The following is a 17,857-nucleotide window of genomic DNA, read 5'->3' on the forward strand; positions in this document are numbered from 1 at the left end:
TCTGCGGTGGGGCGGGGCCGGCGTCGGGTCGCCGGCCCCGCCAGGAGGTGGCTAGTCGGACGCCGGGTGGATGGTGAACAGAGGATCGCGCTCGGCCACTGCGCCCTCGGCGCGGAGGTCGACGCGCTGGTCGCCGCCGAGGTTGGTGACCACGACGGGGGTGACGAGCGAGTATCCGGCCGCCGAGATCGCGGCGGCGTCGAACTCCACGAGGAGGTCGCCGGCCGCCACGCGCTGCCCCTGCACGACGCGGGTCGTGAAGTGCTTGCCCTCGAGTCGCACGGTGTCGATCCCGACGTGGATGAGTAGCTCCACGCCCTCGTCGGTGCGGATGCCGATCGCGTGACCGGTGGCCGGTACGGCCACGACGGTGCCGCCCACGGGGGCGACGACCCGATCACCCGTGGGGTCGATCGCGACGCCGGGTCCGATGAGCCCTCCCGAGAAGATCGGGTCGGGGGTCTGTGCGAGCGCCAGCACCGTGCCGGCGAGGGGCGCCCCCACCACGACCGTGGCGGTGCGGGCAGCACCGTCGACGAGGCCGCGGAAGCCGGAGCCGAGGACCGGAGACTGCGTGGCCTCGGCGTCGGCGGACTCCGCGGAGGCCGTGCCCTTCTTCTGGTAGCCCCACACCTGCAGCAGGACGATCGGCACCACGAGGCCGACGATGAGGGCGATGACGGCTCCGACCACCGGCACCAGTAGCGGCAGCGCCAGGATCGGCGCGGGGCTGAAGCCGACGCCGTAGACGCCGAAGATGCCGAGCACGAGGCCCGACGCGGCGGCCGAGATCATCTGGATGATGAGCACGCGACGGAAGGGGAGCACGAGCCCGTAGAGCGTCGGCTCGGTGATCCCGCCGATCCCCACCGAGATCGTGGCGGCGACGGCCGTGTCGCGGAGCTTCCCGTTACGCTCGCGCGCGGCACGGATGACCATGCCGAGCGCCACGCCGAAGATCGCGTACTGGTACCCGAACGCCGCGCCGATGATGACGCTGCTCCCGGCGGCGAGCTCGACGAGGGCGATGGAGATGAGCGCCCAGTGGATGCCCATCGCGACGAGGAAGACCCAGAGCGCCGGGACCACGACGTAGAAGACGAGCGGAGCGTTCGTGCTGAGCCAGGCGAGCCCCTCGCCGATTCCCTGTCCGACGACGACGCCGATCGGCCCGAACACGAGGGCCGTGAGCGGCACGAGGATGAGCAGTTCCAGCGTGGGCACGAACACCTGTTGCAGGGCCCGCGGCAGCACGCGCTTGAGGAGGCGGTCGAAGCCCGCGAGGGCCAGCGCCATGAGCAGGGCCGGGAACATCGAGCTGGCGTAGGAGTACATGAACAGCGGCAGCCCGAACGCCTGCGCCACCGATCCCTGCTCGCCGATCGCGGTGAAGGCGGGGTGCAGCAGAGCGGCGGCGATCGCGGCGCCCACGAACGGGTTGGCTCCGAGCTTGCGCGACGCGGTGAAGCCCACGAAGACGGGGAGGAAGAAGAACACCGCGTTTCCGGTGGCGGTGAGCACCGCCGCGGTCGGGCTGTCGGCCGCGAGCACGCCGAACTGGGTGAGCAGCAGCACGAGCACCTGCACGAGGGCTGCTCCGGTGATCGCGGGGATCAGGGGCTGGAACGTCGCCGCGAGGAAGTCGAACACGACGTCCAGCGGCCGGCGCTTCCCCGTCGCTTCGGCGGTGTCGTCGAGGCGGGACCAGCCGGGCAGCGCGACGAGGCGGTCGCGCACTTGGTCGACGTGGGTGCCGATGACGACCTGCACCTGTCCGCCCGCGCGGACCGTCTGCAGCACGCCGGGGGTGTCGTTCAGCCGATCGAAGTCGACCTTGCCCTCGTCGCGCACGACGAAGCGCAGTCGGGTCGTGCAGTTGTGTACCGACGCGACGTTCTCGGCTCCACCGACGAGATCGCCGATCGTTCGCGCGAGAGTCGCATCCGTGTCCGTGGTGACCACGGCTCCTCCTTCATTGGATGATCTGCGGAAGTCTCGCCTGCGGGCAACAAAAAAGACCTCACACCACGAATGGATCGTGATGGAGGTCTCGCCTGCCGTGCAGTAGCAATCCTCACGTGGGACGGGTGTCCCGCCGAGAATTATCCTCAGCCGCGCGGGGGACGTCAACCCCACCGCCGAGTGTCCACGACGCGCCGCCCGGCCCGGCCCAAACCCGGCGCGTCGTGGACACTCGGCCGTGTCGGTGGCGTCGGTGGCGTTCGCCGGAATCCGCAGTCCGGCGTTCGATCTCCGCATGGCGGACGGGTCGGCGTCATGGCGATGCGGGTGCGGGCCATGCTGGACGTCGAGACGGGAGTCGCCCGATCTCTGTCGTCACCGGACCCACCCAGCTCCGAGGATGCGCGTGACCCTTCATCAGCCGACGCAGCGTTCGCAGGAACGGCTGCATGCCCGCCTCGATGCGGGGGCCGATGTGACCCTCGTTCGTGGTCCGGTCGCCTCGGGCAAGACGACGCTGGTCGCCGCGTGGGCTCGCACCCGACGCGATCACGGGCAGCGCGTGCTGTGGCTGGACGGAGAGGTTCCGCCGGAGATTCGCGAGGGGCGAGGGGCGGGGGCCGGCGGCGGCCCCGCGATCGTCGTGCTGGATGACGCCGACCGCGTCCGGGATCTCGATGCGCTCGACGCGCTGCTCGAGGTCCTCGATGCAGCCGGGACACGCCTCGTGGTCATCTCGAGGCGCCACCACCCCGTCATCGACCGGCTGCCCTCGCGAGGCGCGACGCTCGCGGTCATCGACGAGCGCGAGCTCCGCGTCGACGCGGCCGATCTGCGCGAGGCCGCGTGGGGCTGGGGAGAGCTGCTCACCGACGACGAGGCGGAAGAGCTCGTGGCCGACACCGCGGGGTGGATCGGCCTTGCCCGCGCGGTCGCCGGTCGTCTCTCCGGCGACGCCGCCCGGCTCGCCGGCTTGAGCTTCGTCCACACTCAAGCGTTCCCGGCCGATCCCGAGACGATGGGCCACGCGATGCTGTTCGCGCTCGCTGAGCACGTGACGGTCGATATCGCGCGGGTGGTCGTCGACAGCGTCAGCGCGGCGTCCCCCTCCGGACGCGTCGACGAGTCGCTCGCCTCACTGGTGTCGGCGGGCTTCCTCCGTCCCCAGGGAGGTGCCGGGCCCGCTGCGTGGCGTTTTCCGCCTCTCATCGGCGAGGTGCTCGCTGAGGCGGGGCGACGACACTTCGCAGCTCACCTCGACACCCTGCACTCGGCGGCCGCGCGGAGCCTCCTGCCCCATGCGGCTCACGACGACGAGGCCCTGGTCGCCGCCGTCCGGCACGCCTCGTCGGCCGCAGACGACGACCTGCTCGGGCGGCTCTGGGTCGAGCACTGGCCGGCGCTGACGCGACGGTTGAGCGCTCGCGTCGTCCCGTCGTTCGTCGAGCGGACCCGCGGGCTCGGATCCGCCGACGCCGGCGTGCGACTCGCCGCGTCGGTGCTGTCAGCGCTGCAGAACCCTGTCACCGGTCCTCGCTCCTACGAGCAGCTGGGATGGTCGGCGCCTGCGCCCACCGCCGCGCCGGCCTCGGCGACCGATGCTCTCGTGGTCAGCAGCGCGGTCATCGCGCACCGTCGCGGGTACGCCTATGAGGAGGCTCTGCGGCTGTGTCGGCGACTCGATGATCGTGCCCATCCGCCCCTCGCGACGACGGCGGCGGCCGCGTGGCTGCGGCTGCAGCGCGGTCTCACCGAGGCGTCGCACAGTGACCCGGAGGGCGTGCCGAGGCTGGAGTCGGTCGCGGCCGCGCCTCTCGCGGGTGCGGAGTTCATCGCGGCGATCGCCGCAGCGTCGGCGGCGGCGGCCCGTGCCATCCGCGGCGAGACGGCGCAGACGCGCGAGCTCCTGCGGCGCCTGGACGAGCTCGACAGCGATCACGGTCCCTACGGCGACCTGGTCCGCTATCCGGCAGATGTCGCTCGGGCGCTGCTGCGCTTCGATCGACTCGATCCCTCGCCCGCGGGAGTGCTGGATCATCGCGCACTGTCGCGGACCGCGTTCGACGAGTGGCCCCTGCTCCTGCCCACCCGCACTCGACAGGCCCTGCTGTTCGGTTCCCCGGCCGTCATGATCGGCGAAGTCTCACGACTGCGCGCATCGGCGCCGCCGACTCTGCCGCCGCAGGGGCGCATCCGCCGGCTTCTGGACCGGACGTTCGCCGATCTGCTCCTCGCGCTCGGGGAGGTCAACCGGGCCCGGAGGTTCTTCGACGAGTCGGTGGCGCCCTCGGTGGTCCTCTCCGTTCCTCGCGCCCGGATGGCCGCGATCGTCGGCGACCATGTCGGAGTCCACGCCGAGGCCACGGGGTTCGGGTGGAGCGCCGAGCTGTCACCGCGCGACCGAGCGGAGCTGGCGGCGATCCTCGCCGGATCGGCATGGGCCGCCGGAGACCATGCCCTGGCGGGGGAGTCGTTCGCGCGTGCGGGCGGCCTGGCGGGCGAGATCGCGACGCTGGTTCCCTTCGCCGGCATGCGTCGCGATGCATTCGACGCGCTGTCGGTCGAGTACCCCGTCGTGCTCGCCGCCGAGGACGTCCAGCGCGTCCGCGCCGTCCGAGAGGTGTACCCGCGGGAGGGCGCGCTGGTCACCCTTTCGCCGCGGGAGACCGCAGTACTGCGGGCCATCGACGAGCATGCACGTCTCGCCGATGCCGCCGCCGCGTTGAGCGTCTCGGTGAACACCGTCAAGAAACAGGTGGCCGCCGTGTACGCCAAGCTCGGGGTCAACGACCGTCAGGCCGCTCTCGCCGCCGCTCGCCGAGAGGGTCTGCTCGCCGACGCGTGACCCGCCATCGGAGAACCGTCGCGGGAGAAGCGCCGCGGATGATGCGCGTACCAAACAGCGGACCATTTTCGGTCCCGTCTGTGAGAACCCTGTGACCATGGCAAGGATCGTCGCGTGCCCCCCCGAGCGCGATGACTGCTCTCGCTCGTCGGCGAGAAGAGGTCGATGTGAAAGGTCCCCCCGTGGCACGTTCGATGATGCGAGTCCCCGCTCGACACCTCCGCGATGATGGTCGCCGGCGCGGCGGGCGACGAGACGGAGGGCGGCGTGGTGCCGTGCTCGTCACCGTGGGCGCCTTGGTGGCCTCATTGCTCTCCGTCGGCACCGCTGCGTCGGCCCAGGCAGCGAGCGTGTTCGAACTCGAGGGCCAGTGGGCCCAGGACACCCCGCTCCCACCCGACACGGTCCGCACGGACGACGTCGTAAACGCTCGGTGGTGGCTCAACGTCAACGACGATCAGCCGGCTCCGGGCAACGAGCCCACCGACGACCCGATCCTCGCCACCGTCACGGCCACGGGTGCGATCTTCGAGGATGTCCCCGCGGTGTGTGCTCCGGCCACCTCCACGATCAGCGCCGACGGAACCGTGCTGGTCTGTGACCTCGGCACCCGCTTCGACGGATCGGCCATCACCTTCACGAGCGGTATGCGCGTGACGGCTCTCTCGGGCGAGCAGGTGAGTGTCACGGCCGAGATCCCCGGCGCTCCGGCCGTCGCCCTTCCGCCGCTCGAGGTCGCCAACCCGTTCATGATGGACATCGCCTTCGGAGCGAACTCGAACCAGCGCAACATTGGAACCACGACGCGCGATCTCCGGTTCAACTGGACGATCTTCCACGGCACGGACGGCCCGGCCGGTCCCGCGAGCGTCACCTACGACCTGACGGTGACGAACACGCATGGCGCTCCGACGGTGCAGTTGTCGAACGCCTGTGGCCCGTTCGACACGTCGTCGGCCTCGGGGCACCCCTGGTCCGGAGGCACGCATTCGGCTGACCAGATGGCTCCTGCCGCCACCTGTACGCTCACGCGTCTGACCAACACCACGTATCGACTCGTGATCAGCGGACTCGACTACAGCAAGACCCAGGTGCCGACTCGTGACTCAGTCGGCAACGCCCTCCCCACGGATCGACAGGCGATTGCATCCGGTGCCTTCTGGATCCGAGTCTCCAGCGAAGAGACGCAGGGGAGCGTCACCGTTGCGGCGGCACCCGTGACCTACACCGCTGTTGACGGCACGACGAGCGCTGATGACGCGTCCAACAACTCGTCGACCAACCCCTGGTCGATTGGTGTGAACTATGGCGGATGGGGCGACACATCGTCGTGGTCGGACACGCTGAGGGTGGCGACCGGCACCGAGGTGCGTTCCCGCTCGTCGCTCTCGATTGCGAATGTCGCGACACCGGGGCCGATCGCGGGTAACTGCAACATTCTGGATACCCGGTATGTGACCTTCACCAGTGCGAGCTTCTATGACTCGAACAACAACAACGCTCCTCTACCGGGGACGATCGAGTACTACACCGGCACAGCGGCGTTGCTCAACCCGCTCAGTGCGAGCTACGACCCCAATGCCTGGCAAGGCTGTGACGGGACGACCGGGTGGTCGGCGACTGTTCCTGCGGACCTTTCCACCGTCCGCGCGGTGCGGGTGCTCTACAACCCGAGCACCGACGTTCCCGCCACGTCGCGCGTGTTCCTCGACACATACCAGCGCATCAAGGATGACGTCGCGGTCGGTCAGGACGTCTGGATGTGGTCGGCCTACACCGGGCCGAGCTCGGCCAACCCTCCCTGGTACTACCCGAACCGCAGCATGTCTGTCTCTGATATCCCCGACGTGGGAACGCGGACCCCGGAAACGCGCTATCCGTTCACGGGTCACCACCGCGACATCCTGCGGATCATCGGCGTCGAGCCGAACGTCGCCAAGGCGGTCTCCCCCGCGGTGATCACCCCCGGTGAGACGACGGCGACCTACACGCTCACCTACTCCGCCGATGGCACCGGTCAGGTTGCGCCGGAGGTCGATGGGTACGTGCTGAGCGACGTGCTTCCAGAGGGCGTGACTTACGTTGCGGGCAGCGCTTCGCCCGAGCCGGTCGTGACCACCGCGGGGGGTCAGCAGACGCTCACGTGGACGTTGAATGACGTCCCCACGAACACCGAGCAGACCCTGTCGTACGACACGACGTTCGCGCCGACGATCGCCGGTGGAGAGACGCTGACCAACACCGTCACCGCCACCTACGGCGAGGTCTCCGACACCGCGCGCGCCACGGTCACCTCGAACGACGCTGGCATCACGCGCATCGTGAAGACCGCCGACCAGAGCTACATCCCCAACGTCGCCGGCGACGGCGTCGGTGAGGGATCGTGGACGGTCAGCGTGATCTCCCGCGACCCGCTTCCGCAGGCCTTCACCGACACGATCGACATCCTCCCCTACGTGGGTGACGGCCGGGGCACCGACTTCGCCGGCTCGTATCAGCTGTCGGGTCCGATCGTCGCGCCGGGGGCGACCGTGTACTACACGACGACGCCGCCCGCGCTCCTCTCCGACGACCCGGCGCACGTGAGCAACGGCTCGGCGGGGAACCCCGGCGGCAACACGGTGGGGTGGTCGACGACCTTCCAGCCCGGCGCCACCGCCGTCCGGGTGATCACCGGAACCCTCGCCCCGCAGGCGACCTACGCGTTCACCGTGCCGATCGTCACCGACGGCGTCGCGGGCGGCGACGTTCTGGTCAACCGCGCGCAGGGTCGCGCCGAGAACACGCGTCTCGTCATGCGCACCTCGGACGAGACGACGATCGCCAACTACTACTCCGCCGACCTCAAGAAGTACGTCCGCGATGAGGACGGCGAGTGGATCGATGCCAACGATGCTGCGACCTATCCGACCTTCCACATCGGCGACACCGTCGAGTTCCTCATCCGGGTGACCAACACCGGTCAGGGAACGCTGACGGACCTCGAGATCTCGGACGACGAGTACCCCGAGCTCGGATCCTTCACGATCGCCGAGCTCGCACCGGGGGACTCGGAGGATCACACCTTCTCGTTCGTGATCGAGAACCCGATCGCCGACACCGTCGTGAACACGGCCTGCGCGGAGGCCGCGATCCCGGCCGACTCGCAGATCGCGCCGACCATCCCCTGCGACCCGGCCGGATTCCGCGTCGTCGGCGACCCGACCCACGAGAAGGAGCTCGTCAGCGCAACGCCGATCGGCAACGGCCAGTGGCAGCTGGACTACCGGCTCACCGTGTCGAACCAGGACACTCCGTCGACGACGTACTCGCTCGTCGATGAGCTCCGATTCACCGACCAGGTCGACGTCGTCTCGGCAGAGGTCACCTCGGCCCCCGACGGCGTGGAACTGTTCGACCCCGCCTGGGACGGACAGGACAACGTCAGGATCGCGACCAACGTCTACCTCGCCGGCAACGACGACGAGGGCTATGAGCCGCACGTCTATGAGCTCCGCGTGATCGCCGATGCGCCGCTGCAGTTGGACGGCGTGGGCGGCGACGACGACCCCACGGCGTGTGGTGCCGACGGCAGCTCCGAGGCGCGAGCGTTCACCAACACCTCGACACTCACCAAGGTCGACGGAACGACCGAGGACGACGCCGCATGCGCCGCTCTCCCCTCCATCGACATCGTCAAGGCGGTCGCAGGGGGCCCGACGCCCGAGGGCGATGGCACCTGGAGCATCGACTACCTCCTCACCGTGACCAACAGCGGGGCCGGTGCCGGTGAGTACGACCTCGTCGACGGCATGACGCCGACGGGTTCGCTCGAGGTGATCGAGCGTGAGCTCACCGACGCGCCCGACGGCGTCACGACCAATGACGACTGGACCGGACTCGGCACCGCCGGATCACCGGAGAACGTCATCGCGGAAGGCGTCGAGCTCGGTGCGGGCGCGACCCACACCTACCGGATCCGCGTGCTGATCGGGATCGGGGCGAGCGAGGGAGTCCCCGTCGTGAGCGCCTGCGGCAGCGAGACGCCGGAGGGCTCGTCGGGTCTGTCGAACACCGCGCAGGTGGGTCACAACGGGCTGACCGACGACGACGAGGCCTGCGTCAGCGTGGCGGCGTTCACGATCGACAAGTCCATCGCCTCCGGACCGACGCCGAACGGCGACGGCACGTGGACGATCGCGTACGACCTCGTCGTGGAGAACGTGGGCGGAGACGTCGGTGAGTACGACCTCGACGACAGGCTCCGTTACGGCGAGGGCATCGATGTGCGGGAATCGCGCATCGTCTCGTCGCCGGAGGGCGTGACTCCGGCCACCACGTGGACGGGTCTGGGTGAGCCGGGCGCCGAAGCGAACCGCATCGCGTCGTCCGTGACGCTCGCCGCGGGAGGCACCCACACCTACCGTGTGGAGGTCACCGTCGAGCTCGATGGGGCGGCGGTGTCCACGGAGTCGCTGGCGTGCGCTCCCGCCGGCAGCGGAGCGGACGGGGGCCTCGCCAACTCGGCCTCGGTCAGCTACAACGGCATCGTCGCCGAGGACGAGGACTGCGCGGGCCTGCCGTGGCTGCTCCTGGACAAGGAGGTCGCCGAGGGGCCGATCGCCAACGGCGACGGCACCTGGACGCTGGCCTACGACCTCACCGTCACCAACGCCGGTTCCGCCTCGGGCGACTACGACCTCGACGACCGCCTGCGCTACGGCGAGGGGATTGACATCGTCTCCGCCGCCGTCGTCTCGGCACCTGACGGGGTCGACACGCTCGCGTCGTGGACCGGCACCGGCACGGCCGGCGCGGAGCAGAACGACATCGTCCGCGATCAGGCGCTCGCCGCCGGGGAGGCGCACGTCTACCGCGTGGAAGTCGTCGTGACCTTCGACGACGCCGTGCTCGAGGGGAGCGCTCCGGCCGGGCTGACCTGTCCCGAGCCGGGTTCCGACCAGAGCGGCGCGCTCGCGAACACGGCCGGGCTCTCGCACAACGGCGAGGACAGCCGAGACGACGCCTGCGCGACGTTGCCGCTGATCGACATCGTCAAGGAGGTCGCCGGTGCGGTCGTGCCGGTGGCGGGCGAGGCCGGCGTCTACGACGTCAGCTACCGCATCCGGGTCACCAACTCCGGGCAGGCCGAGGGGCAGTACGACCTCGATGACCGCCTCGCGCCGGGAGAGGGCGTCACGGTGGAGGAGATCGTCGACGTCACCACCGACGTCGAGGGCGCTCAGCTCGACGAGACGTTCGACGGCCTCGACCAGCCGCGCCTCGTGACCGGCCAGGAGATCGCCGCCGGCGCGACGCACGTCTATACGGTCGTCGTCCGCTACTCCGCTGTGCTCACCGATGTGGAGCTGGGATCGAGCGACGCCTGCACGGGCCCCGGCGGCACGGTTGCCGGCGCGCTCAACAACGTCGCTCAGGTCTCGTGGAACGGCATCGAGGGCGATGACGACGCATGCGTGCGTCCGGGTCAGCCGACCCTCGACAAGGAGCTGGTCTCGGCCGAGCCCGTCGGAGAGGGCGCGTGGCGCGTCGTCTACGCCTTGACCGTCGGCAACGTCGGGGGTGAGGCGACCACGTACGACCTGGACGACACGTTCCGGTTCCTCGAGGCTGCCGAGGTGACGGACGTGTCCGTCGCCGGGCCCGAGGGCGTGACGATCGAGGCCGGCTTCGACGGTGCGGAGCAGCCGCGCATCGCCTCGGACGTCGCGCTGGCCGGTCTCGACGACGAGGGCTACGCGCCGCACGTCTACACGGTCGCCGTGATCGTCTCGGTGCCGCTATGGATCGACCCGACGACGATCGGGGCCGACGGCACGGGATCGACGGCGTGCACGCTCCCTCCCGGGAGCAACGGGCTGGCTCAGGGTCTGAACAACGTCGCCACGCTCACCGATCCGTCGGGCGGAACCCAGGAGGACACCGCGTGTGCGGAACTGCCCTCGATCTCGATCGCGAAGTCGTTGGTGGGCGCCCCGAAGGAGCTGCGCGAGGGCGTGTGGTCGATCGCGTACCAGATCGACGTCGTGAACGACGGGGCGGCGGCGGGTGACTACACCCTCACCGATCGCTTGCGCTACGGGACGGGGATCACGGTGCTCGACGTCGACGTCGCCGGGCCCGACGGAGTGACCCTGAACGACGGCTTCACCGGTCAGGAGTCGGACGGCGCCCCGGCTGTTCGCGTCGCCGACGGCACTCTCGCGGCGGGGGAGACCCACACCTTCGAGGTCACCGTCACGGCGGAGGTCGCCGAGAACGGGATCGACACGACGACGGTCACCTGCCCGACCGGCGACGGTTCCGACCGCGGCGGCTTCGCCAACACGGCGGCCGTCACGCACAACGGCCTGTCCGCGGCGGACACCGCCTGCGGCGTCCCGGACATCCCGCCGGGGGGCCTGGTCGACACGGGGTCGACCGTCGCGATGCTGCCCATCGCGGCCGGGATCCTGTCGATCCTCGTCGGAACCCTCATCGTGGTGCTCCGTCGTCGTCGCCTCCAGGACGTCTGACCCGCCCCACCCCCGCCGAGTGTCCACGACGCGCGCACCCGAGGAGCCCCCGCTCCGCGCGTCGTGGACACTCGGCCGTTGCAGGCGCAGGAGCGGTACCTCTAGACTGTGACCGGTTACAGACTGTGACCGGTCACAGTTCCTCCGCGTGCAGCATGGTCGCCGCTCGGACACTCGGACCCCTCGAAGAAGATGGGATGACAGCAACGTGAGACAGCACTGGGTGCGTCTGGCCGCTCTCGGCACAGCCGCCGCATTGATTCTGGGAGTCAGCGCGACTCCCGCGATGGCGGCCGATACCGGCCCGGTCGACGCCGACATCTCCGTGGAGAAGGTCGACGGGCTGTCGCCCGACTTCACGATGGGCGTGGACATCTCCTCCTACCTCTCGCTGATCGACTCGGGCGTCGTCTTCCGCGACGACGCCGGTCAGCCGGCCAACCTCTTCGAGGTGCTCGCCGACCACGGCGTCACGGACGTCCGGCTCCGGGTGTGGAACGACCCGTACAACTCCACTACGGGCGCCGGCTACGGTGGCGGCACCGTCGACGCCGAACGTGCCGCGGAGATGGGCAAGCTGGCCACGGCGGCGGGGCTCGGCGTGCTCGTCGACTTCCACTACTCCGACTTCTGGGCCGACCCCGGCAAGCAGAAGGCGCCGAAGGCGTGGGCGGGGCTCGGGATCGCGCAGAAGGCTGCCGCGGCCAAGGCCTACACGATCGACGCGCTCACCCTCATGAAGGACGAGGGCGTCGACGTGCGCATGGTGCAGGTCGGCAACGAGACCACGAATGGTGTCGCGGGGGAGACCTCGTGGGCCAACATCGCGCAGATCTTCCAGGCGGGATCGGAAGCCGTCCGGCAGGTCTTCCCCGACGCTCTCGTCGCCGTCCACTTCACCAACCCCAACCGCGCCAACTACACGACGTTCGCCGCGACGCTGCAGACCTACGGCGTCGACTATGACGTCTTCGCCTCGTCGTACTACGCGTTCTGGCACGGCACGCTCGCCAACCTCACCAACGAGCTCAACAAGATCGTCAACCAGTACGGCAAGAAGGTCATCGTCGCCGAGACGTCGTGGGCGTACACGCTCGACGACGCGGACGGCCACCCCAACGTCATTCGCACCGCTGCCGCGGCCACGCAGTACCCGGTCTCGGTGCAGGGGCAGTCTCGCGCGCTCCGCGACGTGATCGCCGCGGTCAGCCAGGTCGACAACGGCGCGGGCCTCGGCGTCTACTACTGGGAGCCCGCGTGGCTTCCGGTCGGTCCGCCCAGTGCGCTGGAGGCCAACAAGGCGCTGTGGGAACGAGATGGCTCGGGCTGGGCGAGCTCGGCGGCCGCGGAGTACGACCCCGCGGATGCGGGCGTCTACTACGGCGGTTCGGCGTGGGACAACCAGGCGTTGTTCGCCGCCGACGGCACGCCGCTGTCGTCGCTGTCGACGTTCGAGTACGTCTACACGGGAGCCACGGCGCCGCGCGAGGCGGTGGGCGTCCAGCCGGTGTCGCTGACGTTCCCCCGCGCATCGGACATCGCCCTCCCCACCACCGTGACCGTCGAGTACAACGACGGGTCCACCGGATCCGCAGCGGTGGAGTGGTCCGACGCGGTGTCGTGGATCACGAGCCCCGGCATCTACACCGTGTCCGGAGCCGTCGCCGGGGGCCTCACCGCCACGGCGACCGTGACGGTCACCGCATCGACGACCAACCACGTCGGCAACCCCGGCTTCGAATCGGGGACCGCTCCGTGGACCGTGACCGGGACCGGCGGGTCGATCGCCGCGACGACGGATGCCTCGTCCGGTACGCGCGCGTTCAAGTTCTACTCCGGCAACTCGTTCTCCACGGCGGTCAGCCAGACGGTGACGGGCCTCGAGCCGGGCAGTTACCAGCTGTCGGCCGTTGCCCACGGCGGCGCCTTCACCTCCGGCGCGGCGACGCTGCGGGCGGTGACCTCGGAGGGCACGTTCGAGACGCCCCTGTCGCTGACGGCCTGGGGGGAGCACAACCCTTCCAGCGTGGTCGTGCAGGTGGGCGCGAACGGCGAAGCGCAGGTCTCCGGATCGCTCACGAACGCCTCGGCGGGCGCCTGGGGCACCTTCGACGACTTCGCGCTGGTTGAGTATGCGCCCTCGACCGTCGACACCGCCGCGCTGGCCGCGGTCGTCGATCAGGCCGACGACATCGACCGCTCGCTCTACACGGGTGCCTCGCTGGCCGTGCTCGATCGAGCCGTCGAGAAGGCACGCATCGTCCTCGCTGCCTCCGCGCCCTCGGCCGAGCAGGCGGAGGAGGCCGCGACCCTCGTGACCGACGCGATCGCTGCGCTGGAGAGGATCGTCGAGCCCGTGCTCGAGGTCGTCGCAGCTCCCACGATCAGCGGGACGGCCCGCGCGGGACAGACCCTCACGGCCTCGGCGGGAGAGTTCACCCCGGCGGTGGACCACGTCGACTACCAGTGGCTCCGTAACGGCACCGCCATCTCGGGCGCGACGTCGAGCTCGTACCTCGTGGTGGCCGCCGACCGTGGCGCCGAGATCTCGGTGCGGGTCACGGCATCGCGTGCCGGGTGGACCTCGGCCTCGGCGACATCCGGGGCAGTGAGCGTCGACCGGGTGTTCACGGCGGTGGGCACCCCGAAGATCTCGGGCACCGCGGAGGTCGGCAAGAAGCTGACCGCGTCGGTGTCGGTGAGCCCGGATGCGGCGAAGGCCTACCAGTGGTCCGTCGACGGGAAGGCGATCGCCGGGGCCACCTCGGCGTCGTACACGGTGCGCGCGGCGGATGCCGGGAAGAAGCTCACGGTCGCGGTCACCCTCACCCGAGCCGGCTATGAGACGGTGACGGTGACCTCCGCGCCGACGACCGTGGCGAAGGTGTTCACGCGTGTCTCCACCCCGAAGATCACCGGAACCGCGCAGGTCGGCAAGAAGCTGAGCGCGACGGTGTCGGTGAGCCCCGAGCCCACGAAGAAGACGTATCAGTGGTTCGCGGGCAGCTCGCCCATCGCCGGGGCCCGGAGCGCGACGTACACGGTGAAGAAGGCCGACGCCGGCAAGAAGCTCACCGTGCGCGTGACCGTCTCACGCAGCGGTTACCAGTCGGTGACCGTCACGTCGGCCCCGGTGACCATCGCCAAGGTGTTCGCGAAGGTGGGCGCGGCGAAGATCACTGGCACGGCCAAGGTGGGGAAGAAGCTCACCGCGTCCCTCACGGTCAGCCCCGCTGCGACCAAGAAGTACCAGTGGTACCGCAACGGCAAGGCGATCGCGGGTGCCAAGGGCGCGACCTACACGGTGAAGAAGGCGGATGCCGGCAAGAAGATCACGGTGGCCATCACGGTGAGCAAGAGCGGATACCAGAGCGTCACCAAGACCTCCGCCGCCAAGCGCATCCCGAAGTAACCCCCCACCCCCACCCACCCCCCACCCCGTCCCGTCCCCCCACCCCCACCCCCCACCCCACCCCCGCCGAGTGTCCACGACACGCGCCCTCGGGCGCACCGCGTTCAGCGCGTCGTGGACACTCGGCGGTGTGCTTAGGCTGAGCGGATGGAGATCGGGCTGCGTGACAGCGTCGCGGGAGACATCGACTGGCTCGTGGAACTGCGCGCCGATGTCCTCCGCTCGGATCTCGAGAGGCTCGGCCGGTTCGACGAGGTGCGCGTGCGCGACCGCATGCGTGCCGCCTTCCAGCCCCGATGGACGCGGATCATCGTCTGCGGCGGCGATGACGCCGGGTCGATCACGGTGCGGCCGGAGGGCGCTGTCCGCTGGATCGAGCATTTCTATCTCACCCCGTCACGACAGGGCGTGGGGGTGGGTTCCCGGGTGCTGCGCGCGGTCCTCGCCGAGCCGTTCGAGGGCCGCACCCGCCTGAACGTCCTCCAGGGGAGCCCCGCCCGATACCTCTATGAACGGCACGGTTTCGTCGTCGACAGTGAGGACGATGTCGACGTGTTCATGACGTGGAACGGCGCGGGCGGGAGCGACGGATGACGGGTGACGAGCGGCGGCCGGGGACGACCCTCCTCGTCGGGTGCGGAAAGGTGGGCGTGCGGCTCGGCCTCCGCCTGCATATGCGCGGGGAACGGGTGATCGCGTTGCGACGCACGATCGACGGTCTCCCGCCCGTGTTCGAGGCGGTCGCCGTCGACCTCGACGCCCCCCTTCGCGAATCCCTTCCCCCGGCCGACTCGGTGGTCGTCACGCTGCCGCCTCGGCGCGGCGCCGGCGTGGGGTACCGCGCGCAGCTGGAGCACCTCGCGGCGGTGTTGCCTTCGCATCCGTCACGGGTGATCTTCGTCTCGTCGACGGGGGTGTTCGACGGCAAGGACCCGGGCCACCCGGTGACCGAAAGCGATCGTCCGCAGCCGACGTCGGAGCGCGCGCGGGAACTGCTCGCAGGGGAGCGGGCCGCCATCGAGCTCTTCGGCGCGATCGTCGTCCGTCCCGCCGGCATCTACGGCCCCGGGAGGGAGTACCTGCTTCGCCAGGTGCGCGCCGGGGCGCCCGTGGACTACGCCCGCCGCACCAATCGGATCCACGAGGTCGACCTGGTGCGAGCGCTCGAGCAGCTGCTCACGCTGGCGGACCCGCCCGCCCTGGTGCACGCCGTGGATGCGGCGCCCGTCCAGCTCGGCGACGTGGTGACGTTCCTCGCCGCCGAGCTGGACGTGGCCCCGCCGCCCGTCGCCGAGCCGGGCCGCAGCGGGATCGAGCTCGACGGCAGGCTCCTGCGGTCGCTCCTTGGAGAGCTGGAGTATCCCGACTACCGCGCGGGTTACCGTGCGGTGTTGGCCCGACGCGACTGAGCCGGCGCGGGGCGAGAGCTCAGTCAGGCGACCTCCGACCCGTCGGCGCACGGGAAGCGCGCCGCGAGCGTCACGGCCACCGCACGGGCTGTGTCTTCCCGTCGCGGCAGTTTTCCCGCCGCGGCAGTTTTCCCGCCGCGGCGGGCATCACTTCGTCGACAGCACCTTGTACGAGTACTCGACCGTGAACGTCTGGATCCCGACGAAGCTGTATTCGCCCAGGCCGAGAAGCACATCGAGCTTCTTGGTCGTCGCCGGCAGCGTGAACCATCCCGGAGAGTTGTTGCCGGTCGAACGGATCGCGGTGGACTTGGACAGGTCCTTCCCCGCGGGCGCATAGCCCCAGGCGGCATCGCCGTACAGGCTCGAGACCTTCGCGGTGATACGCACCTTTGCGCCCCCGTATTTCTGCGCGTTGACGACGGCAGTGGGAACGGTGCGGGTGCCACTGGCCAGCAGGGAAAGGCCATCGATCGAATCGTCACCGTCGCAGAAGATGTCACCGAGCACGTAGTAGTTCTGCCAGCAGTCGTTGTAGTCCCAGTCCCCGAGATCGAGGTAGGAGGTGAGGATGGTGTTCGCCTTGACCGTCGTCTTGAGCGACTTCGAGACGAGCTTTCCCTTCTTCACCTGAACGGTGGTACTCGCCGTCCGAGTCGTCCCTTCAGGGCCTTTGAGCGATGTCTTGACGGTGTACTTTCCGTACACCACGCGAGAACCGCTCTTGCCGTTCCAGACGCCCGACCAGGTCTTGCTCGACGACAGCTTCCACGTCTTGAGCGTCTTGCCTTTGGAGTTGATGATCTTGACCGTTCCGGTCACGGGAATCGCTGATCCCGTGGTTGTCGTCGACGAGACGGTGAGCTTCACGCTGTCCTTGTAGCCGTCTTTCGTCGGGTAGACCACCGAGGTGGAGCGGGCGATCTTCGTCGACGCGACCGCCGTCGTGCGCACCGTGAGCGCGGCGGCGTTCGAGGTCGCCTTGGCCCCATTGGCGGTGACCGTGGCGGTCACCGTTCCGCTCCCCGCCTTCAGCTTCGACGCGGGGATCGTCGCCGTGGCTGCCGCACCGCGCGGCGACGTCACGGCCGCCGAGTACTTCGCCGAGCCCACGAGGGCGGTGACCGTCCCGGTGAAGGGGATCGTGAGGTTCGTCTCGTCGACCGCGGACACCGTCGCGACGGTCGATCGTGCGGAGCTCCCGCTCCACGTGTGGATCGTGCGGGGATTGAGCGAGACCGTGGCTTTCGTCGGCTTTCCCGATCCGACGCGCAGGGGAGAGGTCACCGGCGCGCCCAGCGTCGGCGTCGCCTTCACCGACAGGAGACCGGCCGGCAATCCGGCGACATTCACCGTGATGTTCGCGGTCAATGCCGAGGCGGTGAGGGAAATCGGTGCGAGCGAAGTGACGACTGTGGCGCCGTCCGCACTGACGATATCGATCGCGACCGTCGTTTCGCCGTCGGCGGTGAGTGCGAAACTCGCGCTGTCGCGCACGCCGTCACCGGCCGGGAGCGAGAGAACGGCTTTCGGGTCGCTCAGTGTGAGCAGAGTCTCCGGTTCGGGAGTGGTCTCCTCTGCCATAGCCGGAGCCCCAACCCCGACGAGGGCAAGCGAAAGTGCGAGTGCGCCGATACGCGAGCGCGTGTTGATCATGGTCATCCCCAGTCCGCCATTTATGAGAAGGCTCTCATAAAGCGGTTCCGGCTCGCTA

General features: G+C 69.6%; 7 protein-coding genes. 5 read left to right on the forward strand and 2 right to left on the reverse strand.

Annotation, left to right across the window (positions count from 1 at the left end; all coding sequences use genetic code 11):
• Positions 1 to 51: 51 nt before the first annotated feature.
• Positions 52 to 1,962, reverse strand: coding sequence for a glucose PTS transporter subunit IIA (locus AVP41_RS14010; RefSeq protein WP_067165606.1), 1,911 nt, complete (start codon positions 1,960 to 1,962; stop codon positions 52 to 54).
• 406 nt (positions 1,963 to 2,368) lie between these two features.
• On the opposite strand from AVP41_RS14010, the gene AVP41_RS14015 reads away from it, so the two are divergent.
• The 5 genes from AVP41_RS14015 to AVP41_RS14035 all read left to right on the forward strand — a co-directional run bounded on the left by AVP41_RS14015 (position 2,369) and on the right by AVP41_RS14035 (position 16,143).
• Positions 2,369 to 4,807, forward strand: coding sequence for a LuxR C-terminal-related transcriptional regulator (locus tag AVP41_RS14015; RefSeq protein ID WP_067165609.1), 2,439 nt, complete (start codon positions 2,369 to 2,371; stop codon positions 4,805 to 4,807).
• A gap of 275 nt (positions 4,808 to 5,082) precedes the next feature.
• The gene (locus tag AVP41_RS14020) at positions 5,083 to 11,322 is read left to right on the forward strand and encodes a DUF7507 domain-containing protein (protein WP_067165613.1); all 6,240 of its coding nucleotides are present in this window, start codon (positions 5,083 to 5,085) and stop codon (positions 11,320 to 11,322) included.
• Positions 11,323 to 11,530: 208 nt separating this feature from the next.
• Entirely contained in the window at positions 11,531 to 14,734 is a 3,204-nt protein-coding gene (locus AVP41_RS14025; RefSeq protein WP_231902764.1) for a glycosyl hydrolase 53 family protein, read from the forward strand.
• A 147-nt stretch (positions 14,735 to 14,881) separates the two neighbouring features.
• Entirely contained in the window at positions 14,882 to 15,328 is a 447-nt protein-coding gene (locus AVP41_RS14030) for a GNAT family N-acetyltransferase (RefSeq protein WP_067165616.1), read from the forward strand.
• On the forward strand, positions 15,325 to 16,143 hold the full coding sequence (locus tag AVP41_RS14035) for a sugar nucleotide-binding protein (protein WP_067165620.1): 819 nt from the start codon (positions 15,325 to 15,327) through the stop codon (positions 16,141 to 16,143). Before AVP41_RS14030 ends, AVP41_RS14035 begins: the two co-directional genes overlap by 4 nt.
• Positions 16,144 to 16,290: 147 nt before the next feature.
• Here the strand turns inward: AVP41_RS14035 and AVP41_RS14040 are convergent, their stop codons facing one another.
• Complete coding sequence (locus AVP41_RS14040; RefSeq protein ID WP_157532504.1) at positions 16,291 to 17,727, reverse strand: hypothetical protein; 1,437 nt, start codon at positions 17,725 to 17,727, stop codon at positions 16,291 to 16,293.
• Between the last annotated feature and the right edge of the window lie 130 nt (positions 17,728 to 17,857).

Source organism: Microbacterium sp. TNHR37B, from assembly GCF_001620065.1.
Taxonomy (GTDB): Bacteria; Actinomycetota; Actinomycetes; order Actinomycetales; family Microbacteriaceae; genus Microbacterium.